This is a genomic window from Mangrovicoccus sp. HB161399, assembly GCF_013184745.1.
Taxonomy (GTDB): Bacteria; Pseudomonadota; Alphaproteobacteria; order Rhodobacterales; family Rhodobacteraceae; genus Mangrovicoccus.
Map to the genome: position 1 here is coordinate 1 of NZ_JAATVU010000073.1, position 22,304 is coordinate 22,304.

Genomic DNA, 22,304 nt, shown 5'->3' on the forward strand with positions numbered 1-22,304 from the left:
TGCCGGAGGCCCGAGCAGGCAGGGATCGGCATGGCCGCCGCAATGGCGGAATGGTGAATATCGGCCAAGTCCGGAATCCGGGGGGCAAGGTCAATGACGAAAAACGTGTTTCCCGCCAAATCGGTCTCGTAGGCCTCGCCGTTCCGGCCATGGATGCGACGCCTCCGCCGTCGGCGCGCGTCTCGTCGGGCAGGTAGAGATCGTCGGCGCGATAGCGGTCCAGGTTGAAAGAGCGCGCCACGTAGACATCGTTGCTGATGGAAGACGCCTGGGGCAGCACCGAGCTGGCCTGGCAGTTATTGCCGACAGCATCGGCGAGCGTCCGGGGGCGGGCGAGTCTGAGATTTGGGTCAGGAAGTTGCCGGTGATGGCGGTGGCGGTGATAGAGGTCGCTAGCAGTCCGGTGACAATATCGGAGAACCCGCGGGACCCGCCCCAGAGCAGGCGACACGGTCGGGAAAATGGCTTGGATGAAGGGGCAGCTGCCGACCGTGTTGATGATGGCAGATATGATGAAGCTGGTGCCGTCGAGCGATACGGTGACATCTCCTTTCTCGCTGCCATTCAGCAGGTGATGGACACTGGTGGTGGCGGAGATTGCAGTTGAAATGGATGTGGGCTCTAAATGACGGCCGGATGCTGCCCTGTTCTGCAAGCCATTAGGCTAAGATCAAAAGGCTAAGATCAAAAGCGATATCACATGTCCAAGACATGAAGCGTGGAAGAGGCGGCGGGAAGGCCGGGCCCCTGCCACCGTCCGGCCGCTTCCACAGCATGCAACTGGCGCCTGCAGATGGCGGACGGTCCCGTCGGCGCGAATGAAAAAGGCCCGGAAAACCGGGCCTTCGCGGTGTTTCGGTTGCTGGGTTGCCGTCAGGCGTTGGCCGACTGTCGGCGCTCTTCGAAGCTCTGCGCCATGAAGCTGGGCATGTGATCGCCCATGCCGATGACCGGCTCGTCCTTGCGGCCCCGGCGCGGACCCCGTTCGGGACGCTCGCTGCGCTCCGGACGTTCGCTGCGCTCGGGCTTTTCGGCGCGGTCCTCGCGCTGGCTGCGCGGCTTGCGCTCGGCGCGGGCGCTGCGCTTGGGGGCCTCGGCTTCCTCGTCCTCGCTGCCCATGCGGGCGGATGGAGCATAGGGGCTTTCCACCCGCGGCACATCGGTCTTCAGCAGCGCCTCGACGGCGGCCAGCTGCTTCTCGTCCGAAGGGACGCAGATGGTCAGCGCGGTGCCCTTGCGGCCCGCGCGGCCGGTGCGGCCGATGCGGTGGACATAGTCCTCGGGGTGGTTCGGCACGTCGAAATTGAACACGTGGCTGACATTCGGGATGTCCAGCCCGCGCGCCGCAACGTCGGAGGCGCAGAGGATGCGCAGGTTCCCGTCGCGGAAGCCCTGCAGGACCTCCATGCGCTTGGACTGCTCCAGGTCGCCATGGATCGGTGCCGCATTGTAGCCGTATTTCGTCAGCGACTTGGCGACGATGTCGACATCGGTCTTCCGGTTGCAGAAGACGATTGCGTTGGTGCAGGCGTCGCCCTCGCGGTCGATCATCGCCCGCAGCAGCGCGCGCTTCTCGCTGGCCTGGCGGTCCTTGCGGGACGGCTTGTAGCAGATCACGCCCTGGCTGATCGTGTCCGAGGCGGTCGACTGGCGCGCCACCTCGATCTTCGCGGGCGAGGACAGGAAGGTGTTGGTGATCCGCTCGATCTCGGGCGCCATGGTGGCCGAGAAGAACAGGGTCTGCCGGGTGAAGGGCGTCAGCGAGAAGATCCGCTCGATGTCCGGGATGAAGCCCATGTCGAGCATCCGGTCGGCCTCGTCGACCACCATGATCTGCACGCCGGTCAGCAGCAGCTTGCCGCGCTCGAAATGGTCGAGCAGGCGGCCGGGCGTGGCGATCAGAACGTCTACTCCGCGGTCGATCAGCGCATCCTGCTCCTTGAACGAGACGCCGCCGATCAGCAGCGCCTTGGTCAGCTTCATGTGCTTGGTATAGGTGTCGAAATTCTCGGCGACCTGTGCAGCCAGTTCCCGCGTCGGCGCCAGCACCAGCGACCGCGGCATGCGCGCGCGCGCCCGGCCCTTGCCCAGCAGCGTGATCATCGGCAGCGTGAAGCTGGCCGTCTTGCCGGTGCCGGTCTGGGCGATGCCGAGCACGTCCCTGCCTTCCAGCGCGGGCGGAATGGCACCGGCCTGGATCGGCGTGGGGGTTTCATAGCCCGCTTCGTCAATGGCTTTGAGGACCTTGGGGTCCAGCTTCAGGTCAGAAAATTTCGTCATCAGCGTCCTGTGGGGGCGGCATCGGGCCGCCAGTCATCTCGAGGACGCATGATTCCGGGCGTCCCAGCGTATCAAGCTCGGAAGTTTCCAAGCATGTGCCCCATAGCCCAAATGAAGTTTTGGGTCAATATTCAGCCGGAAGACGGCAAATCGGCGCGGCAGTCCGGTCACGGCCCGATTTCGAGGCGCCAGCGTTCCTGCAGCGAAAGCCAGTCGAACAGGTCGTCATAGGCGGTGCGGTTGGCCTTGGCCCAGGCGATTGCCTCGTCCACTTCGCGCAGCGATTGCAGCATCGGAATGCCGACCCCGGCCGATTTCATGATGCCCTCGATCTTGTGGGTGTTCCCGGCCATCGCCACGAAGGGGGTCCGCGCCCGGCAGGCGGCATAGACCATGTGGTGGCGTCCGGTGACGACCAGATCGTTCTGCTGCAGGATTCCGACCGTTTCGTCCCAGGTCAGCTTCTTCATGTCGATGAAGGGCAGCTTGGACAGGCGTCCGCCGTTCAGGATCGCGAATTCGCCCAGCGAGGCGGCGTAGAAGTCGGTGATCAGGGTCTTGCCCTTGGGGGCGTCCTTCGGTGCCTTGGGACGCACCGGCGCGAAATAGGACAGGTCGGGGATCAGCGTGGATCCGATGCCGTGCTTCTCCGCCAGCTCGATCTGGCTCAGGCGTTCGCGGACGACGATCTGGTCGAGGCGGCGCAGCGTGTCGTCGAAGCGGTGGGAGTTCTCCTCCCAGACCGTGTTGATCAGCAGCCCCTTGCGGCCGCTGTCCAGAGCCTCTTCCAGCGCGGTCATCTTGCGCACGCAGGTCGGCGAGTCGTGATGCATGCTGCCTTCGCCGTTCACCACCAGGACGTCGTAGCTGTCATCCTCGACGATGATGCCCGAGCGCGCGAGTTCGCGGCGGAAATAGAGCGCCACCGCGGCCGAGCCGCCATGGTATGAACTGTGGTCGCCGAGGAAGCGGAACTTCATCGGCCGGAAGGTGCCGACCTCGTCTTCGGGGCGCCGCGGGACCGCAGGCAGCACGGCATGCTCGCCGCGGCTGCGTGCTTCGGCCATGGCGTCGAACAGCTTGCGTTCGCCTCGCCAGTTGTGGCGGTGGGTGGCCGAGGCGCTCTTGGCGAAATTGGCGGAGCTGCGCCCCTCGCCGATCTGGTCGGTGAAGGCGAAGCCGTAGAGCGACAGCGGCGCGCCGGGCGGCCGCAGGCTTTCGAGGGCGGCAATGGTCTGGATGCCGGAACTCGGCGCGGCGCCCAGCTTGGCCACCAGTTCGGTCACCGCCTTTTCGGGCAGCAGCCCCATCGGTATGCCGCGGCGGGCGATGCCGAGCGTGCGGGACACGGCGTTGTGCTCGCGCACGGATTCCAGCCCGGTCAGCAGGATTCCCTCCAGATGCACGTCATCGCCGATCACCCGGCTGACGGTGGAGTCGTTGCACACGGCGATGGAGATCTTCGAGCCGTAATCGGCAGCATGGGCAGCGGGCACCGAAGAGGCATTGAAGCGGATGACAAGGTCATGCGAGTCGATCTCCGGCCCCTTGCCGAGGCCGCGCTCGCAGGGCGAATTGCCGACCACGGCGATGGAGACGGACGGATCCGACAGCACCGGCAGCAGCTTTTCCGTGCCCCTCTGCCAGAAGTCCCGCAATTCCGCCGCCTCGCCGAGATCGCCGGGGACGGAGCCGCCGGCCTCGCGGCGCACGCGCGACATTTCCGGGCTCCGGGCGACCTGCTTGCGCAGGTCGTCATCCAGCGCGATCTTGCGGACCAGTTCGGGATGCAGGCCGCGCAGGTGAAGGATGCAGGCGACCGCCACGGTCATCGTCTTGCCGTTGGATGACCACCGACGTCCGGGCTTGCGCAGCGCGGCCAGCAGCAGATCCAGATCGTCCCGATCGAGGCTGCCGGTGAGGTCGAGCATCCGCAGGCAGACGCTGATCGAGCGGGAATCGAGCCCCAGCCGCAGGAATTCCTTGGTGAGGCGGATATTCTCGGGACCGTAGCATCCGAAGCGCCACCAGAGCCGGACCAGCGCGGCGCGGGCCTTGCGCCGCCGCCGCGGTTCGAGCGCCCACCAGGGGCGTTCGGCCTCCTGGAAATGACCCGCACGCATCATCCAGCCCGAGGCGCGGTTGAGGAACTGCCGCCCCGCCTTGCCACCGTAGGGAACCCGGTAGCGGATCAAGCCGACCGACAGATCCTGGGCTTCCCGGATCCGGTCCTCCCCGGCCAGATCTGCCAGCGCCTTCGTCATGCGCCGGACGGAGAGCAGCTTGCGGATCGGGAAATCCCGCATCTTGCTCGGGGTCGTGCTGGTCAATTTGCGTCCTCTCTATGTGCTGTCCGGTGGGGGCCTCACCCGTTCCTCCCGCCCCTGCGTTCCGCACACAGAGACTAGACCATCATCTCCTTGGTCGCCGACAGGCTCAACTCCGGATAGTCGCGCTCGATGCGGTCGATGTCCCATTGCAGCCGCGTCAAATAGACCATGTCGCCGTCATTGTCGGTCGCCATGTGGCCCTTGTTGACATCGGCGAACTTGTCGAGCTTGTCCTTCGGCCCGGTCACCCAGCGGGCGGAGGTGAATTGCGACGGCTCGAAGCGCACCGGCAGGCCGTATTCCAGCTCGATCCGGCTGGCCAGCACCTCGAATTGCAGCGCGCCGACGACGCCGACGATGAAGCCCGAGCCGATCATCGGCTTGAACACCTTGGCAGCGCCCTCCTCGGCGAACTGCATCAGCGCCTTCTCCAGGTGCTTGGTCTTCATCGGATCGCCGGAGCGCACGCCCTGCAGGAGTTCCGGCGCGAAGCTCGGGATGCCGGTGACGCGCAGCGCCTCGCCCTCGGTCAGCGTGTCGCCGATCCTCAGCTGGCCGTGGTTCGGGATGCCGATGATGTCGCCCGCCCAGGCCTCTTCCGCCAGCTCGCGGTCGGAGGCGAGGAACAGCACCGGGTTCGACACGGCCATCGGCTTCTTGGTGCGCACATGGGTCAGTTTCATGCCGCGCTGGAAATGCCCCGAGGCCAGCCGCAGGAAGGCGACGCGGTCGCGGTGCTTGGGGTCCATGTTGGCCTGGACCTTGAAGACGAAGCCCGCGACCTTCTTCTCGTCTGGGGCGATCTGGCGCGGCTCGGCCGATTGCGGCTGCGGCTCGGGGCCGAAATTGGCGATCCCGTCCATCAGCTCCTTCACCCCGAAGGAATTGATCGCGGAGCCGAACCAGATCGGCGTCATCGTGCCGTCCATCACCGCCTGCGGGTCGAGCGCGGGCAGGAGCTCGCGCGCCATCTCGATCTCCTCGCGCAGCTGCGCCAGCATGTCCGCGGGGATGTGCTGCTCCAGCAGCGGATCGTCGAGACCCTCGATGGCGATGCTCTCCGCCACCTTGTTGCGGTCGGCGCGGTCCATCAGCTCCAGCCGGTCGCGCAGCAGGTCGTAGCAGCCGAGGAAATCGCGCCCCATGCCGATCGGCCAGCTGGCCGGCGTCACGTCGATCGCCAGGTTCTCCTGGATCTCGTCGATGATCTCGAAGACGTCGCGGCTTTCGCGGTCCATCTTGTTGCAGAAAGTCAGGATAGGCAGGTCGCGCAGGCGGCAGACCTCGAAGAGCTTCTGCGTCTGGCTTTCCACGCCCTTCGCGCCGTCGATCACCATGATCGCGGCGTCCACCGCGGTCAGCGTGCGGTAGGTGTCCTCGGAGAAGTCCGAGTGGCCGGGCGTGTCGACCAGGTTGAAGCGGAACTTGCCGTAGTCGAAGGACATGGCCGAGGCCGAGACCGAGATCCCGCGGTCCTGCTCCATCTTCATGAAGTCCGAGCGCGTGCGCCGCGCCTCGCCCTTGGCGCGGACCTGGCCCGCCATCTGGATGGCGCCGCCGTAGAGAAGGAACTTCTCGGTCAGCGTCGTCTTGCCCGCATCGGGATGCGAGATGATGGCGAAGGTGCGGCGCCGGGCGATCTCGGGCGGCAGCGAAGGGGAGTTGTGCGAACGGTCCAGCATGGCGCGGCATATAGCCGGGGCGGGGGACAGGCGCAATTCTTCACGGAAACTCAGAACGATTCTCAGCTAGGGGTTCAGTCCCCGCGCGGTTAGGCCTAGAGGGAGGACCCGAATCCGGAGTTCGCCCATGCCGCCGCCCGATCCCTATCCCGCCTCTCTGCTGAGGCTGGCCGTCTGGTCCATTGCCGTGGCCGTCGCCGTGCTTGCGCTGAAGCTCGTCGCCTGGCGGCTGACCGGCTCGGTCGCGCTCTATTCCGACGCGCTCGAATCGATCGTCAACGTGGTGACGGCGGTGGCCGCCTGCCTGGCGCTGTCCTATGCGCGCCGCCCGGCGGATTCGAACCATCCCTATGGCCACCAGAAGGTCGAGTATCTCTCGGCCGTGCTGGAAGGCGCGCTGATCATGGTCGCGGCCGCGATGATCGTCATGGATGCTGTGCAGGCGCTGATGGAGCCGGTCCAGCCGGTCGTGTCGCCTCTGGCGATCGGCTTCTCGGTCGCGGCCACGGCGCTGAACGGGCTCTGGGCGCGGCACCTGATCCGCAACGGCCGCCGGTCGCGCTCTCCGGCGCTGGAGGCGGATGGGCATCACCTGATGTCGGACGTGGTGACGACCGGCGGGGTGCTGGCGGGGCTCGGCCTGGCCTGGGCGACCGGATGGCCGCTGCTCGATCCGCTGCTGGCGCTGGCGGTGACTGCGCATATCGTGATGCAGGGCTGGTCGGTGATCCGCGGCTCGCTCGCCGGGCTGCTCGACGAGGCGGTCGAGGAAGAGGAGCAGGAGCGCATCGTCTCGGTCATCGAGCGCAGCGCCTCGGGCGCGCTCGAGGTCCATGACCTGGTGACCCGCCGCTCCGGCCCCGTCACCTTCATCGAGTTCCACCTGATCATGCCGGGCGACATGACGGTGCGCGACAGCCATGTGATCTGCGACCGGGTGGAGAAGGCCCTGCGGATGGAGGACCGCGGCGCGCGCATCACCATCCATGTCGAGCCCGAGGAGATGGCCAAGCCCGAGGGCCACGCCCTCGGCTGAGCCATTGTCCTTCCGCCGGGCCGTGGCTAGGGTCGCGCCGGGAACAGGAAAGGACTGCTCATGGACCTTGGACTCAAAGGAAAAAAGGCGCTGGTCTGCGCCTCGTCGAAAGGCCTCGGCAAGGGATGCGCGGCCGCGCTGGCAGCCGAGGGCGTCGATCTGGTGCTGAATGCGCGCGGGGCGGAGGCGCTGGAGGCGACGGCCGCGGAGCTGCGCGCTTTCGGCGTGTCGGTGACGGCGGTCGCGGCGGACATCACCACGGAAGAGGGCCAGGCGAAGGTGCTGGAGGCCGCGGGCCAGGTCGACATCCTGGTGACCAATGCCGGCGGCCCGCCTCCGGGCCTGTGGAAGGACTGGGGCCGCGAGGATTTCATCAAGGCGCTCGACGCCAACATGCTGGCGCCGATCGCGCTGATGACGGCGCTGCTGCCGGGTATGTGCGACCGGGGCTGGGGCCGGGTGGTCAACATCACCAGCCAGTCGGTCAAGGCGCCGATCCCGCAGCTGGGCCTGTCGAATTCGGCACGCACCGGCCTGACCGGCTATGTCGCGGGCACCTCGCGCCAGGTGGCTGAATTCGGCGTGACGATCAACAACCTGCTGCCGGGCATCCACGCCACCGACCGCGCCGCCAGCCTCGACAGCGGCGTCGTGGCGAAGGAGGGCATCACGATGGACGAGGCCCGTGCCCGGCGCGAGGCGACCATTCCGGCGCGGCGCTACGGCACGGCCGAAGAATTCGGCAAGGCCTGCGCCTTCCTCTGCTCGGTCCATTCCGGGTTCATCGTCGGCCAGAACCTGCTGCTCGACGGCGGCGGCACCAATTTCACCATCTGACTGTGTCCGGGCGGGAGACCGCCCGGCTCATTCCGCGGCGGTCGCCTTGGGCGCGGCCGCGGGCTTGCGGCTGGCCGAGCGGTTCAGCAGGGCGTTGGTGCGCTCGATGATGTTGTCGTTGAGCGAGTCGATCCGCTTCATCCGCCGCTCCACGTCCTCGTGGAAGGCGTCAAGCTTGTCGATGATGTCGTGGAAGCCGCCATCGGCATCGGGCAGCCAGCCGGTCTCGATCCGGCAGGTGACGCGGGTGACGTCGAGCCCGCCGACGAAGCGGCGCATCCGGCGGCTGTCGTCGATGAAGCGCTCGCATTGCTCCAGGATGCGGCCGACGGTGCTGCGCGCCATGTCCCCGCAGCGCTGCATGTGCCCGGCCAGCAGCGCCATTTCCCTCTGGTGGTCGATCGGCGAGGCGCCGTGGTCCTCGGCCTCGAAGGCCCGGTTCATCTCGCGCTGCAGCCGCGCGGAGCCCATCATGAACAGGCCGAGGCTGATCTCGTCCAGGACCCGCTGTCCAAAATCGGTGAAGCGCGAGGCGAAGGCCAGGGCCTCGCGGGCGAGGTTGCTGTAATTGGCGGAGATCACGCTGACCGGACCGCCCGAGGCCTCGCAGCGCGAGGCCTGCAGCCGCAGGTTCACCGGGATCTGCTCGATCCGCCGGAAATCCGCATAGAGCGCGTTGGCCTCGTCGAAAATGTCGCCCACCGCCTTCGACATCGCGTCGAAGGCCTGCAGCCGGTCGTCCACCGGCTTGGCGCCGATCTTGTCGCGCGACATCAGTTCGGCGGTCAGCCCGGCCGCCATGAAGGCCACGTAGTTGGGATAGCCGAGCGCCTTGATCGCGGCGTTCATTTCCTGGGCGCTGTTTTCCGGGCTGTAGTCGGCGGGCGCCTCCAGCTCCTTGGTGCGCAGCTCCTTGTAGAGCCCCTGAACCCTCTCGAACAGCTTGCTGGTCGGTTTCAGCCGCACCGACAGATAGCCGCCGGTGATCGGCATGACCACGGCGAAGACCCAGTAGTAGCCGCCCGACTTGGTGCGGTTCTTGACATAGGCGCCGATCGGCTCGCCCTTCTGCAGGCGGTGCCAGAGCAGCCAGAACACCGCCTTGGGCATGTCGGGATGGCGGACGATCTTGTGCGGCGCGTTCAGCAGCTCGTCATAGGTGAAGCCGCTGATGCGCTGGAAGACGGCATTGCCGGAGGCGATCACCCCGCGCGTGTCGGTCCGCGAGAAGAACAGCTCGGAAATGTGGAACTCCGAGCCGCGGGCGATGGCGGTGCCGGAACGTGTCGCAGTGTCTTCGGCCATGTCGGCATCTCCGCGGAACCAGAAATTTCCACAGTCCTGACATGGTTCTGGTTTCGAATCCCTTACGGCGCCCCGGCGGGGCCGGACGGCTCAGAGACGGATGTCGGTGCTGGGCAGGAAATCGTCCGCGGCGGCCTTGGTGATCGCCTGGATCAGCTCGCGCAGGTGGTCGAAGCCTTCCTTGATCATCTCGATGCGGTCGATTTCGACGCCGCGCGGCGTGGGATCGGGATGCAGGGTGCGGGGGTCGTAGAGGCTGGCATAGTAGGATTCGAGCGCGGCATTCACGAGAAGGATCTCGACGGCGGCCGCTTCGGGCTTCGGGGCGGGACCGCGTACGAAGGGCTCCGCTTCTGCCGCATGGGCCTGTGCGCCGCCCTCCATCGGGAAGCGGACGGGGCTGGCGGGCTGTACCGGTGCGATGCTGGTCATTGGACGCATTCTCCACTCATTTGCTTCAATTTGAAAACATTTGGGCGGGAATTGTGGCGAAATTGAGGCAAATCCTCGTGTTTGGTAAGATTTGATTAATGTCTGCGGCCGCCGAAGGGCGCATGGAAAAGCCCGCCGGAGGGCATCCGGCAGGCTCTGGAAACGGCAGGTTCGGCGGGGTCAGCCGCCGCAGCTGTATCCGAAGATGGCCTTGCCGCCGGCCACGCCCTCGACGACGACCGCGCAGCCGTCTTCCAGTGCCAGCCGCCCGCCATCCGGCACGGTCTGCAGCCCGTCGACGCCGTTGACCGAGACGCGCACCGCGCTGCCGTCCTCGGCCACCGAGGAGAGGAAGACGCGCGCCTTGCCGTCGCCCAGGGACACCGCGCTGCCCGGGCCGATCGCCTCGGCCACGGAGAGGTCGGCGCCGCAGGCCGCGCTGACGCTTGCATGGCCGCGGTCCACCGCGTCGAGCCGCACGCCGCAGAGCTTGTCGCCCACTGCCAGCAGCGCGGTGCGTCCGGGCTCCAGTTGCTTCATCTCGCCGTTTATCGACAGGCGCGCGCGCTGCGGCCAGTCTTCGACCCGCGAGACGAAGACGCGGATGTCTCCGCCGTCCAGCACCACGGTGTTGCCCGGGCCCGCGCCGGTCGCGGCGGGCAGGTCATCGCCGCAGGCGCCGCTGATCTGGGCGCCGCCTGCTGCGATGCCGTCGAGCGTCACCATGCAATAGTCGTTTCCGGCCATCGTCAGCATCGTGTCGCCGACTTCCATGGAGGCAAGCTGGCCCTGCACGGACAGCCGGGCGGTCCGGTCCTCTCCGGAGACGCGCGAAACGAAGACCCGCAGCGCGCCGTCGGCCAGCATCGCGGTCATGCCCGGGGTCAGCGCCCCGGCGGCGCTGCGCGGGACGGGGGCGGCGGCCTGCTGGGCGGCCGGAGCGGCAGCGGGGGCTGCGGCCTGCTGGCGGGCGGCGAGCGCGCCCTTGAGCTGGTCGAGCTGGCCCTGCAGCGCGGCGACCTGCGAAGCGGCAGCCTCGCTCATCGTCTTGCCGAGGGTGCTTGCGACGCCGTCGATCTGCGCGCGCAGCGTCTCCAGATCCGTCGCGGAACGGTCCATCAGCGACTGCGCCGTGGTCTCGAGCCCGGAGAACTTCTCCTGCAGGGCGGCGACCGAGCTGCCGAGATCGCCCATCTTCGGCTCCATCGAGCCGGAAAGCTCGGCGAAGCGCTCGTCGACGGAAGCCTGCAGGTCCTCTATGCGGCCCTCCAGCGGGTCTGGCGCCGCCTGGGACTCGGCGAGCTTCTCGCTGACGATCGCGGCGATTTCCTCGCGGTCCGGGCCCGAAGGGGCCATCATCGTGCCGATCAGAACGCCGACCACGCCGGCGACGGCAGCTGCAATGGGGACTTTGCTATCCAAATCTCTCTCCTCCCTGTTCCCGCGGCGGCGCGGTCCTCCCCCGCACGCGCCCCGGTTGCCTGAAAACGGAATCCGTCAACCGAGCCTAGCATCGCGGGCCGCGGCGTCACCCGGTTTTTTGCGAGACTTTCGGATCGCCCGCAGGCGCGCGCGCGATGGTTTTCCGGGCATCTGACCGCAGGGAGGCAGGAGGACCGGCGGCGGGCACGGGGGGATGGCCCCGGGGCCTTTCCCTTGCGATTCGCGACAGGCGCAATCTTGCTGCGCCGCACGCGTCCCCGATCTGCGGCGCACATCCTGAGCGTGTCTGTCCGGGACGGAATACCACCGCATGCAACGCATTTCTTCGCAATCTGAACAAATGCTCGGCGAAAGATTAAACTATGGTCGCAAATTTTGGGCGAAATTTCTATCGCTAACGCGAAAGAATGTGTTAAGAACTGCGGACCGCACGGAACGAAATTGCCGACGCGGAGTTAACAAAGCGGTCCGGGCGACACCGGGCCCAGTGACAAGGGGTAACGCCATGCTGACGAGAGAAGACCTGGAAGCCTTCATCGACGACGCCGACGCCGAATTCCTGGCTTCGCGCCCTGCCGAGTCCGTTTCCGTTCCGGCCGCGCGGCGCCGCACCGCTTTCGTCACGCAGATGGCCCAGGCCCAGATGGCCATGATGCAGTCCTGGCAGCGCAGCATGCTGCCGCACCGCTTCTGACCGCCGTTCAGCCCGCGCCGCGCGGTGCGGGCCTGCCCTCCAGATAGACCGCGCTGACGGCCCGGTCGTCGCCCATCATGATGGTGGGGAAGAGGGCCTCCCACAGCGTTTCCGCCTCGTCGAAGCGCTGCCGGATCGCCGGGGTCGAGGCTAGGTCGAGCACGACCAGATCCGCCTCCTTGCCCGGCTCGAGATTGCCGATCCTGTCCTGCAGATGCATGGCGCGCGCCGAACCGGCCGTGGCCAGCCACAGAAGCTGCGCCGGATGCAGCGGCGTGCCAGCAAGCTGTCCGACCTCGTAGGCGGCGGCCATGGTGCGCAGCATCGAGAAGCTCGACCCGCCGCCGGTATCGGTTGCCAGTCCCACGGGCTGTCCCGCGACCGCATGCTGGCGCGTCTTGAACAGGCCCGATCCGATGAAGGTGTTCGAGGTCGGGCAATGGATCAGCGCGGCGCCGGTCTCGGCCAGCCGCGCGATCTCGCGCGCCTCCAGCCAGATCGCGTGGCCGTAGAGCGCCCGCTCGCCCAGCAGTCCGAAGCGTTCGTAGGTGTCGAGATAGTCGCGCGCCTCCGGATACAGCCCGCGCACCCAGGCGACCTCGTCGGTCTGCTCGCTCAGATGGGTCTGCATCAGGCAGTCCGGATGCGCCGCCCAGAGGGCGCCGAGCGCCTCGAGCTGCTCCGGCGTCGAGGTCGGCGAGAAGCGCGGCGTGATCACGTAGTCCAGCCGCGACCGGCCGTGCCATTTCTCCAGCAGCGCCTTCGACTGGTCATGGGCCAGGGCAGGGGTGTCGCGCAGTCCTTCGGGAGCGTTGCGGTCCATGCACGTCTTGCCCGCCGCGATCCGCATGCCGCGGGCCTCCGCCGCGCCGAACAGCGCGTCGACGCTTTCGGGATGGATGGTGCAGTAGGAGCAGACCGTCGTCGTGCCGTTGGCCAGGACGATGTCGAGGTAGCGCCCGGCGATCTTCCCGGCATAGGCGGGATCGGCGAAGCGCATCTCCTCGGGGAAGGTGTAGTCGTTCAGCCAGTCGATCAGCCGCTTGCCCCAGCTCGCGATCATCGCGGTCTGCGGATAGTGCACGTGGCTGTCGACGAACCCCGCCATGATCAGCCCGCCGCCGTGATCCGTGACCGCCGCCTGCGGATGGGCGGCGCGCAGCGCGTCGGCCGGTCCCACGGCCGCGATCTTGCCGTCCTCGACCAGCACGGCGCCGCGGCTTTCGTGCCGCACGGCGTCCTCCGGGGGAGTGGCAAAGGGATCGGCGGTGAAGCTCAGGGTCTGGCCCAGGATCAATCGTGACATGGTCTGCTCGCATCGGTTCGGTCCGAGAGTGCCCCGTGCGGCGCCGGGGGGAAAGGGCAAATGCATGGCGTCCCTTGCGCATGGGCTGCCGATCCCTATGGTGCCCGCGTCATCCGTGCAGCAAGGGGGCCCCATGACCGAGAACCAGACCCGACGCGAGCCCCCCGAAACCGAGGAAGAGGCCGCCCTCCGCGAGGAGGAAGAGGCCGACCACGAGATCGACGAGGATAGCCACAGCGAAGGCGAGCGGCGTTTCGGACGGGTCCAGGCGGCGCTGGCCGACGAGGATGTCGAGCGGCTCAACGAATATCTCGATCCGATGCACTCGGCCGACATCGCCGACCTTCTCGAACAGGTCAGCGGATCGGAACGGCAGCAGATCCTGGCGCTTGTCCCCGAACAGATCGACGGCGAGGTGCTGTCGGAACTGGACGAGGGCATCCGCGAGGAGGTGATCGAGACGCTGGCGCCCGAAGCGCTGGCCGAGGCGGTGCGCGACCTCGACACCGACGACGTGGTCGACCTGGTCGAATTCCTCGAGGAGGACCGCCAGGAGGCGATCCTGGAGGCGCTCGACGCGACCGACCGCGTCGCGGTGCAGATGGCGCTGACCTATCCGGAATATTCCGCCGGCCGCCTGATGCAGCGCGAATTCGTCGTCGCGCCGGGCGACTGGACCGTCGGGCATGCGATCGATTTCCTGCGCAGCGCCGAGGAGCTGCCCGAGCAGTTCTACCACGTCATCCTGGTCGATCCGGCGATGCGCCCGGTGGCCTATGTCACGCTCGGCCGCCTGCTGGCCTCGAAGCGCGACGTGCGGCTGGGCGACATCACCGAGGAAACCTTCCGCACCATCGCGGTGGACCTGCCCGAGAAGGACGTCGCCTATGCCTTCAACCAGTACCATCTGATCTCCGCTCCGGTGGTGGACGATTCCGGCCGGCTGGTCGGCGTGATCACCATCGACGACGCGATGATCGTTCTGGAGGAGGAGGCCGAGGAGGACATCCTGCGCCTCGCCGGCGTCTCGGACGAAAGCTCCATTTCCGACGGCGTCGTCGACACGGTGAAGTCGCGTCTGCCCTGGCTGCTGGTCAATCTCGTGACGGCGATCGTCGCCTCGATGGTGATCTCGCTCTTCGAGGCCTCGCTGGCACAGCTGGTCGCGCTGGCGGTGCTGATGCCGATCATCGCCTCGATGGGCGGCAATGCCGGGACCCAGTCGCTGACCGTCGCGGTGCGGGCGCTGGCGACCAAGGACCTCACGCGCTCGAACCTGATGCGGGTCATCCGACGCGAGGGCGCGGTCGGGCTGGTCCACGGCCTCGTCTTCGCCGTCGTGATGTCGGGGATAGAGCTCCTCTGGTTCGGCAATGCCGCGCTGGCCGGGGTGATCGCCATGGCGATGGTGATCAACCTCTTCGTCGCCGGGCTGTCGGGCATTCTCGTGCCGGTGGCGCTGGATCGGCTGAAGCTCGACCCGGCGCTGGCCTCGGGCACCTTCGTCACGACGGTAACGGACGTGGTGGGCTTCTTCGCCTTTCTCGGGCTGGCAACGCTGGTGCTGCTGTGAGCCTGATCGAAGCGAAGATCGCGATCCGTGCGGAGGCGAAGGCGCGCCGCGCGGCGGTTCACGGCGCAGTGGACCCGGCCCCGGCGCTGGAGGCGCTGCGCGCTCTGCTGGCGCAGTTCGGCGGCCAGGTGGTGGCGGGCTACTCGCCGATCGGCACCGAGATCGACCCCTTCCCGGCGCTGGCCGGGCTGGCCGAGACGCACCGGCTGTGCCTGCCGGTCACCCACGGGCGCGGCCATCCGCTGACCTTCCACCTGTGGAGCCCGGGCGTGGCGCTGCAATCGGCGGGCTTCGGCACCTCGGCGCCGGTGGAGGCTCCCGAAGTCGTTCCGGACGTGCTGGTCGTGCCGATGCTGGCCTTCGACCGCACGGGCGGCCGCATGGGCTACGGCGCCGGCCATTACGACCGCACGCTCGACCTGCTGCGCAGCCGCGGCCCGGTGAAGGCCTATGGCTTCGCCTATGCCGCCCAGGAATTCGAGGCCCTGCCGCAGGAACCGACCGACCAGCCTCTTGACGGCGTGGTGACCGAGAACGGGCTTATCCGCTTTTTCTGAACGCCGCCCCGCCGGAACGGCAGTGGGCGTCATCGGCGCTGCCGGCCCCCGCACGGCGGAACCACCTGTACTGCCGGTTGAACCCGCGCCGGGCCACAGCTGCCCGGTCCGGCGGTCCTTGCAGCGGAAACGGTCCCGGAGGATCGCGCCCGGCCGGCAGGGCTCGGCCCTCGGGCAGGGAGCCTGCTGCGTACGGTCGCGGCATTCCGGACGCGCCGGGTGAATCCGGCATGCGTGGCGATGACCGGATGTCGCCGAACGCCCTTCCGGGACGGTCGGGCCTTTGCCCGCGCTCTTGGCTCCCGAGCGGCGGAAAGTACCTGTTATCTCGGCGGAATCCGTCTTGGGCTACGCTTGCCTGGTCCGTCGGGCTTTGCGGCGGCAATGATGCCACGGGATTGCGTCCAACCGGCCGGGTCCGGTCCTTGGGCAGGGAGCGTCCTGAGCCCGGTCGCAACATCCCGGACTGGCCGGGCGTCTAGCAGAACGGGCGGGTCCGCGGTTCCGTTCCGGACGGGTTGAGGACGGGCAAGGCGCCTCTGGTCCGGGGCCCGGACCTTGCTGCCCGAGCGGCGGCGCAGCCCGCAATGCAGGCGAAGACGGCTGCTGTTCCGCCCTGGCCGCCGCGCATGGCGGAGAGGCCGCTCCGGGCGCGCCGTCCGGAACGGGGATTGAGCGGCGCTGCCCCTGAGGCGCGCCGCGGCGCAGCGGCAGGACGGGCGGGGGGACGGCGGTCTGCCGGACAGGCCATCCCGCCCGCCTTGCGGAGGCTGCCGGCCGCGCCCGCCGCAGGAAAAGACGTCGTTTCAGGCAGATCAGGGTCTCCGTGCTTCAAAACCTGGCCATCCGCGAATATGTATCTTCCATGGGGTGGACAGCAGGCGGCAGGAACGAACCGGGCGCTGTCCTGCCGCAGAAAACCGGATTGCCGTGCCTGCGCGAAGACGCGGGGCGCAGTCCCGCGAGGAGGATATTCGACGTGAAGACGATTCTGGTTGGCACCGATCTTTCCCTGCGCTCCGAGCGCGCCCGGCGGCGCGCCGAGCAGCTGGCCGCGGCGCTTGGCGCGCGGCTGGTCGTCTGCACTGTCGTCGATGCCGAGCTGCCCGAGCAGATGTCCGGCCCGATCCTCGCCGAAGCGCGCCAGGAGCTGGAGCGCCATTCGGTGCCCGGCATCGAGACGGCGATCCGCGTCGAGCTGGGCGAGCCGGTGGAGACCCTGTCCCAGGTGATCGAAGAAGAATCCCCGGATCTGGTCGTCATGGGCGTGCACCGGCCGCGGCCGCTCTGGGACATGGTCACGGGGACGACGGTCGAACGCATCGTGCGGGCGGTGACCCGGCCCGTCCTGCTGGTTGCCGGTCCGGTGGCGGGCGGCTACGAGCGGGTGCTCTGCGGCATCGACCTGTCGGACGCCTGCGCTGCAGCTGCGCGGTGGGCGGCGAAGCTGGCGCCGGAGGCTGCCTTCTCCAGCTTCCACGCGGTGCACGTGCCGTTTGCGGGCCGGATCGCGCCGCGCGGCGCGCCGGAGGCGCTGGCGCCCTTCCTGGCCGATGCCCGCGAGCGGATCGATGCCTGGTGGGAGGACGAGGTCCTGCCGGGCCGGCTGCCCAAGCCGGAGCCTGTCGCGGAGGCGGTCCCGACCGCTTTCCTCCATGCCCGCCAGGCCACCGATCCCGACCTGATCGCGGTCGGCGCCCATGCCCGCGCCGCCTTCGCGCCGACTCTACTGGGCAGCTTCACCGAGGATCTGGTGCGCAGCGTGCCTGCCGACCTGCTGATCGTCCGCGGCTGAGCGTTCCCGCCCGGCGTATGCCTGCGAACTTGCTCCCGGTGTCCTGGCGGGGCGTTGTCCCTCGCCCGGCGGACGGGACACGCAATGAGCCGAGAGCCGGGCTGCCGCTGCGCCGCCGAGGGCAAGGAGCAGGCCGCGGCGCGGCTTTTCGCGGGCCGGTGTCGAGACTGCGCCCGGGCAGCGCTTCGCGCATCGCCGCCCAGGGGAACTCCATCGAGCGGGGCATTAGCCGTGCGCTGATCAGGCAGCTGCTCTGCAGCACGCCGGAATGGATCGCGGCTTGCAACCCGCCTGCCGCGGCATGGCCGCCCGACATGGCGCCGCTTGCGATGCCGGGAAAGAAGGCCGTCATGACCGCAACGGCGGCATGGCGATCGGCCGCGGCCATCACGGCGGCGAAGAACATGGTCGCGGCGGGGAAATGGAAGCAGCCCTTCCGCGAATGCTTCCGGCAGGGCCGTTCCGGCGTCGTGGCGACGCGGCCCTGAGGTGGAGTGGCGCGCACAGGGGAGCAGTGCCAGGGGCGGGAGGTCCGCTCTCCATTCCAAGGCGGAGGAGGCAGTGCCCGTGACATGGGCCAAGCCGGTCAGGACGGCGTTCGCGGCCGCCGAGAGTGTGAGGCGAAGAGCGGGATGCCGATGGCGCGCCAGCCGGACGGGCGGCCCGTGCGGAACAGTTCCCTGCCGGCGTTGCTGCGGCCCCAAGGCCGGACGCCGATGGCGAGGCAGGGGCGCCAACATGCGATGGCACGCGCTCCAGAGGTGGCCCCGAGCGGTTTGCCGAGGTTGTCGGGGCTTGACTGGCGAACCCGCTGCCGCCCGGTTTGCCCGGCTCGCTGCGCGGCGCTCCGCCGGCGGACGGACATCTGCGTCACTCACCTTGCGCCATGCTTTGTGTTTCCTGAATGTTCCTTCACGTCCCGGCAGTTGTGCAGGGGCGGAACCGCGGAAAGGAGGAAGGCGATGGATGGAAACGGCACGGAGCAGGACAGGGCCCGGCGGGAGGCGGAGTTCCTGGAGCATCTGCGGGATATCGGGCGAGATCTGGGTCTGGTGTCCCAGCTGGCGCTGGCGGCGGCGGGACTGGTGTCGGTTGCCGTGGCGCTCTGGCGCTTCTTCGGCCCGGAAACTTTGCTGTTCAGCATCTTCATGCTGGTCCCGGTCCTGATGATCGCGGTCCATGCCCTGTTCCTGACGATCAGCATCTGGGAACGCGCGGGGCGGCGGCTCTGGCCGCGGGCGGAGGCGCAAGCCATTGCCCGGTTCGGCAAGTTCGGCGCGATCTGCGGCACCGCCGCCGGCTATTGCGGCCTTGCAGCGGTGCTGCTGCAGGCATTCGGCCTGCTGGACAGCTAGTCCGCACTTGCCCCCGCCGCGCGCCCGCACTAGGCAGGCGGGATGAGAATTCTGTTTCTTGGCGATGTGATGGGCCGGGCTGGCCGCGAAGCGGTGATGTCCCGGCTGCCGGGGCTGCGCGAGGCGTGGCAGCTCGATTTCGTGGTGGTCAACGGCGAGAATGCCACGTCGGGCCACGGGCTTTCGGCTGACCATGCCCGCGACCTGCTGGCGGCGGGGGCGGATTGCATCACCCTCGGCGACCATGCCTTCGACCAGCGCGACATGCTGTCCTTCATCGACAGCGAGCCGCGCATCGTCCGGCCGATCAACTTCGCCAAGGCCGCGCCCGGCAAGGGCGTGCGGGTCTTCGAGACCGTGGACGGCCGCCGGATCCTGGTGGCGCAGGTTCTGGGCCAGGTCTTCATGAAGCGTCCCTTCGACGATCCGTTCTCGGCGATCGAGCCGGTGCTGCGCAACTATCCCCGCGGCGGGCAGATCCACGCCATGCTGGTCGACATGCATTGCGAGGCGACGAGCGAGAAGATGGCGATGGGCCACTGGTGCGACGGCCGCGCCTCGGTCGTTGTCGGCACCCATACCCATGTGCCGACGGCGGATGCGATGGTCCTGCCGGGCGGGACGGCCTACCAGAGCGATGCCGGCATGTGCGGCGACTACCATTCGGTGATCGGCATGGACAAGGACGAGCCGATGCGCCGCTTCATCACCGGGATGTCCAAGGGCCGCTTCACCCCGGCCTCGGGCGAGGCGACGCTGTCGGGTCTCTTCGTCGAGACCGACGATGCCAGCGGCCGCGCCGTCCGGGTGGAGATGGTCCGCCACGGCGGGCGGCTGGCGCAGGCCGCGCCCTGACCCGCATTCCGGGAAGCGCCAGAGGGCCGCACGTGTTGCGGCGCATTTGTCCCTTGTGGCAGGCGGTTGCATCAACCAATCTGTGCGGGCGAAGAAGAGTGGGTGCCTTTCCGGATGCTTGGGTATGAATTTATTCCGATAAGCCAGCCGGTTGCTGCGCTTGTCGTGGTCCTGGGCATGTTCTGGCTGTTCCTGACCGAGCGCTATCCTGCCGAGGTTACGGCGCTGATCGGCGTCTCCCTGATGCTGATTCTGGGGATCCTGCCCTATGACAAGGCGGTGGCCGTGCTGTCGAATCCGGCGCCATGGACCATCGCGGCGATGTTCATCGTGATGGGGGCGCTGGTCAGGACCGGCGCGCTCGACTGGTTCATCCAGAAAATCGATGTCTTCGCCAAGGGACGGCCGGCGCTGGCCGTGGCGGTGCTGCTGCTCTTCGTGGCGGCGGCCTCGGCGGTGGTGTCGAACACACCGGTCGTGGTGGTGATGATCCCGGTCTTCATCCAGCTGTCGCGCTCGCTCGGCATCGCGGCCTCGAAGATCCTGATCCCGCTCAGCTATGCCGCGATCCTCGGCGGCACGGTGACGCTGATCGGCACCTCGACCAACCTGCTGGTCGACGGCGTCGCGCGCGCCCAGGGGCAGGAGCCCTTCGGCATCTTCGAGGTGACGCCGGTCGGCCTTCTGGTCGTGCTCTGGGGGCTGATCTATCTCGGCCTCTTCGGACGCCACCTGCTGCCCAACCGCGAGAGCATGGCGACCATGCTGTCGGGCCGCTCGAAGATGAAGTTCTTCACCGAGGTCGCGGTGCCCGAGGACAGCTCGCTGATCGGCCGGCCGGCGACCGACGTGCCGCTGTTCAAGCGCGAGGGCGTCCGGCTGATCGACGTGCTCAGGGGCGATGCCTCGCTGCGCCGCGACCTGGCCTCCGTCGTTCTGGAGGCCGGCGACCGCGTCGTGCTGCGCACCGAGATGGAGGAGCTGCTGGGCTTCCAGCAGAACAAGGACCTGCGTCTGGTCGACAAGCTGTCCTCCGTGCAGACGGCCATCGTCGAGGTGCTGATCACCCCCGGGGCCAAGCTGGTCGGCCGCAGCCTGCGCTCCCTTCGCCTGCGCCGCCGCTACGGGGTCTATCCGCTGGCCGTGCACCGCTCGAACCAGAATGTCGGCCGCCAGCTCGACGACATCGTGGTCCGGGTCGGCGACACGCTGCTGCTCGAAGGCGCGCCCGAGGACATCCGCCGCCTGGCGCAGGACATGGAGCTGGTCGATGTCAGCTCGCCCACCGCGCGGGCCTATCGGCGCCAGCATGCGCCGATCGCCATCGCCACGCTGGCCGGGATCGTCGTCCTCGCGGGCTTCGGCGTGGCGCCGATCCTGCTGCTGACCGTGCTCGGCGTCGCGCTGGTGCTGGTGACGCGCTGCATCGATGCCGACGAGGCCTATTCCTTCGTCGAGGGCCGCCTGCTGTCGCTGATCTTCTCGATGCTTGCCGTCGGCGCGGCTCTGGAAGCCTCCGGCGCGGTGCAGATGATCGTCGACGCGGTGGCGCCGCTCCTGGGCAAGCTGCCGCCCTTCTTCGTGGTCTATGCCGTCTACCTGCTGACCTCCGTGCTGACCGAGATGGTATCGAACAACGCCGTCGCCGTCGTGGTCACGCCGATCGCCATCGGCCTTGCGCAGGCGCTCGGCATCGATCCGCGGCCGCTGGTGGTCGCGGTGATGATCGCGGCCTCGGCCAGCTTCGCCACGCCGATCGGCTACCAGACCAACACCATGGTGCTCGGCCCCGGCGGCTACCGCTTCCGCGACTTCGTCAAGGTCGGCGTGCCGCTCAACCTGACCATGGGCCTCCTGGCCTCCGCGGCCATCCCGGTCTTCTTCCCGCTCTGACCGGCAATGCGCGACGGGATTGCCCTCCGGGGGTCCGTTGCGCTATGGACACGCCGATCAAGGCAAGTCGAACGGAGAGGGACCCATGGCAGGGCACTCAAAATGGGCCAACATCCAGCACCGCAAGGGCCGTCAGGACGCTGCGCGGTCGAAACTGTTTTCCAAGCTCTCGAAGGAGATCACCGTCGCCGCAAAGATGGGCGACCCCGATCCCGACAAGAACCCGCGCCTGCGCCTGGCGGTGAAGGAAGCCAAGGGCCAGTCGATGCCCAAGGACAACATCGACCGCGCCATCAAGAAGGCGCTCGGCGGCGATGCGGAAAGCTATGACGAGATCCGCTACGAGGGCTACGGCCCGAACGGCGTCGCGATCATCGTCGAGGCGATGACCGACAACCGCAACCGCACCGCGTCGAACGTGCGCTCGACCTTCTCGAAGAACGGCGGCAACCTCGGCGAGACCGGCTCGGTCAGCTTCATGTTCGACCGCAAGGGCGAGATCGTCTATCCCGTCTCCGCGGGCGATGCCGACACCATCATGGAAGCCGCCATCGAGGCCGGCGCCGAGGACGTGGAGTCGGATGACGAGTTCCACACCATCTACTGCGCCGATACCGACCTGAACGACGTCTCCGCGGCGCTCGACGCAGCGCTCGGCGAATCCGAGTCGGCCAAGCTGATCTGGAAGCCGCAGACCACGACCGAGCTTGGGCTAGAGGATGCGCAGAAGCTTTTCCGGCTGATCGAGATCCTCGAGGATGACGACGACGTCCAGAACGTGACCGCGAATTTCGAGGTCTCCGACGAGGTCATGGCCGCGCTCTGAGCCCGGCAGGCGGCGTGCCAATTGCACGCCCCGTGCCAGCTGGGTACAGATGGCGAACAGATCGGGAACCGCTCCTCCGGGGGCGGTTTTTTCGTGCCTGTTCCG

General features: G+C 68.0%; 19 protein-coding genes. 11 read left to right on the forward strand and 8 right to left on the reverse strand.

Features of this window, described 5'->3' with window-relative positions; genetic code table 11:
- From HCC78_RS33290 to HCC78_RS26025, 4 genes are all read right to left on the reverse strand, one after another.
- The coding region (locus HCC78_RS33290) for a hypothetical protein (RefSeq protein ID WP_216671313.1) at nt 1-655 on the reverse strand (655 nt) is incomplete at its 3' end.
- 218 nt (nt 656-873) lie between these two features.
- The gene (locus tag HCC78_RS26015; RefSeq protein ID WP_172331698.1) at nt 874-2,280 is read right to left on the reverse strand and encodes a DEAD/DEAH box helicase; all 1,407 of its coding nucleotides are present in this window, start codon (nt 2,278-2,280) and stop codon (nt 874-876) included.
- A 167-nt stretch (nt 2,281-2,447) separates the two neighbouring features.
- Entirely contained in the window at nt 2,448-4,610 is a 2,163-nt protein-coding gene (locus HCC78_RS26020) for a glycosyltransferase family 29 protein (RefSeq protein ID WP_172331699.1), read from the reverse strand.
- A gap of 74 nt (nt 4,611-4,684) precedes the next feature.
- Entirely contained in the window at nt 4,685-6,292 is a 1,608-nt protein-coding gene (locus HCC78_RS26025) for a peptide chain release factor 3 (RefSeq protein ID WP_172331700.1), read from the reverse strand.
- 127 nt (nt 6,293-6,419) lie between these two features.
- Here HCC78_RS26025 and HCC78_RS26030 point away from each other — a divergent pair, with 127 nt between their 5' ends.
- On the forward strand, nt 6,420-7,328 hold the full coding sequence (locus tag HCC78_RS26030) for a cation diffusion facilitator family transporter (protein ID WP_172331701.1): 909 nt from the start codon (nt 6,420-6,422) through the stop codon (nt 7,326-7,328).
- Between the two features lie 60 nt (nt 7,329-7,388).
- Complete coding sequence (locus HCC78_RS26035) at nt 7,389-8,165, forward strand: SDR family oxidoreductase (RefSeq protein WP_172331702.1); 777 nt, start codon at nt 7,389-7,391, stop codon at nt 8,163-8,165.
- A gap of 27 nt (nt 8,166-8,192) precedes the next feature.
- On the opposite strand, the gene HCC78_RS26040 is transcribed toward HCC78_RS26035, so the two are convergent.
- The 3 genes from HCC78_RS26040 to HCC78_RS26050 form a co-directional block, all read right to left on the reverse strand.
- Entirely contained in the window at nt 8,193-9,470 is a 1,278-nt protein-coding gene (locus tag HCC78_RS26040) for a PAS domain-containing protein (protein ID WP_172331703.1), read from the reverse strand.
- A 90-nt stretch (nt 9,471-9,560) separates the two neighbouring features.
- Nucleotides 9,561-9,902, reverse strand: coding sequence for a hypothetical protein (locus HCC78_RS26045; RefSeq protein WP_172331704.1), 342 nt, complete (start codon nt 9,900-9,902; stop codon nt 9,561-9,563).
- 180 nt (nt 9,903-10,082) lie between these two features.
- Nucleotides 10,083-11,324: a hypothetical protein gene (locus HCC78_RS26050; RefSeq protein ID WP_172331705.1), complete on the reverse strand. Its 1,242-nt coding sequence runs from the start codon at nt 11,322-11,324 to the stop codon at nt 10,083-10,085.
- 526 nt (nt 11,325-11,850) lie between these two features.
- On the opposite strand from HCC78_RS26050, the gene HCC78_RS26055 reads away from it, so the two are divergent.
- Nucleotides 11,851-12,039, forward strand: coding sequence for a hypothetical protein (locus HCC78_RS26055; RefSeq protein WP_172331706.1), 189 nt, complete (start codon nt 11,851-11,853; stop codon nt 12,037-12,039).
- A 7-nt stretch (nt 12,040-12,046) separates the two neighbouring features.
- On the opposite strand, the gene guaD is transcribed toward HCC78_RS26055, so the two are convergent.
- Nucleotides 12,047-13,345 carry a guanine deaminase gene (gene guaD / locus HCC78_RS26060; protein ID WP_172331707.1) on the reverse strand — a complete coding sequence of 433 codons (1,299 nt, stop codon included), beginning with the start codon at nt 13,343-13,345 and terminating at the stop codon, nt 12,047-12,049.
- Nucleotides 13,346-13,478: 133 nt separating this feature from the next.
- On the opposite strand from guaD, the gene mgtE reads away from it, so the two are divergent.
- The 8 genes from mgtE to HCC78_RS26100 all read left to right on the forward strand — a co-directional run bounded on the left by mgtE (nt 13,479) and on the right by HCC78_RS26100 (nt 22,199).
- The gene (gene mgtE / locus HCC78_RS26065) at nt 13,479-14,918 is read left to right on the forward strand and encodes a magnesium transporter (RefSeq protein WP_172331708.1); all 1,440 of its coding nucleotides are present in this window, start codon (nt 13,479-13,481) and stop codon (nt 14,916-14,918) included.
- Complete coding sequence (locus HCC78_RS26070) at nt 14,915-15,475, forward strand: 5-formyltetrahydrofolate cyclo-ligase (protein WP_371743937.1); 561 nt, start codon at nt 14,915-14,917, stop codon at nt 15,473-15,475. The genes mgtE and HCC78_RS26070 overlap by 4 nt, the downstream gene beginning before the upstream one ends.
- Nucleotides 15,476-16,454: 979 nt before the next feature.
- Nucleotides 16,455-17,270, forward strand: coding sequence for a universal stress protein (locus tag HCC78_RS26075; protein ID WP_172331709.1), 816 nt, complete (start codon nt 16,455-16,457; stop codon nt 17,268-17,270).
- A gap of 350 nt (nt 17,271-17,620) precedes the next feature.
- Nucleotides 17,621-17,758: a hypothetical protein gene (locus tag HCC78_RS26080; RefSeq protein ID WP_172331710.1), complete on the forward strand. Its 138-nt coding sequence runs from the start codon at nt 17,621-17,623 to the stop codon at nt 17,756-17,758.
- 474 nt (nt 17,759-18,232) lie between these two features.
- Complete coding sequence (locus tag HCC78_RS26085) at nt 18,233-18,625, forward strand: hypothetical protein (protein WP_172331711.1); 393 nt, start codon at nt 18,233-18,235, stop codon at nt 18,623-18,625.
- 42 nt (nt 18,626-18,667) lie between these two features.
- Nucleotides 18,668-19,480, forward strand: coding sequence for a TIGR00282 family metallophosphoesterase (locus HCC78_RS26090; protein ID WP_172331712.1), 813 nt, complete (start codon nt 18,668-18,670; stop codon nt 19,478-19,480).
- Between the two features lie 114 nt (nt 19,481-19,594).
- Nucleotides 19,595-21,373: an SLC13 family permease gene (locus tag HCC78_RS26095; RefSeq protein WP_172331713.1), complete on the forward strand. Its 1,779-nt coding sequence runs from the start codon at nt 19,595-19,597 to the stop codon at nt 21,371-21,373.
- 85 nt (nt 21,374-21,458) lie between these two features.
- Complete coding sequence (locus HCC78_RS26100) at nt 21,459-22,199, forward strand: YebC/PmpR family DNA-binding transcriptional regulator (protein ID WP_172331714.1); 741 nt, start codon at nt 21,459-21,461, stop codon at nt 22,197-22,199.
- The last annotated feature ends 105 nt before the right edge of the window (nt 22,200-22,304 follow it).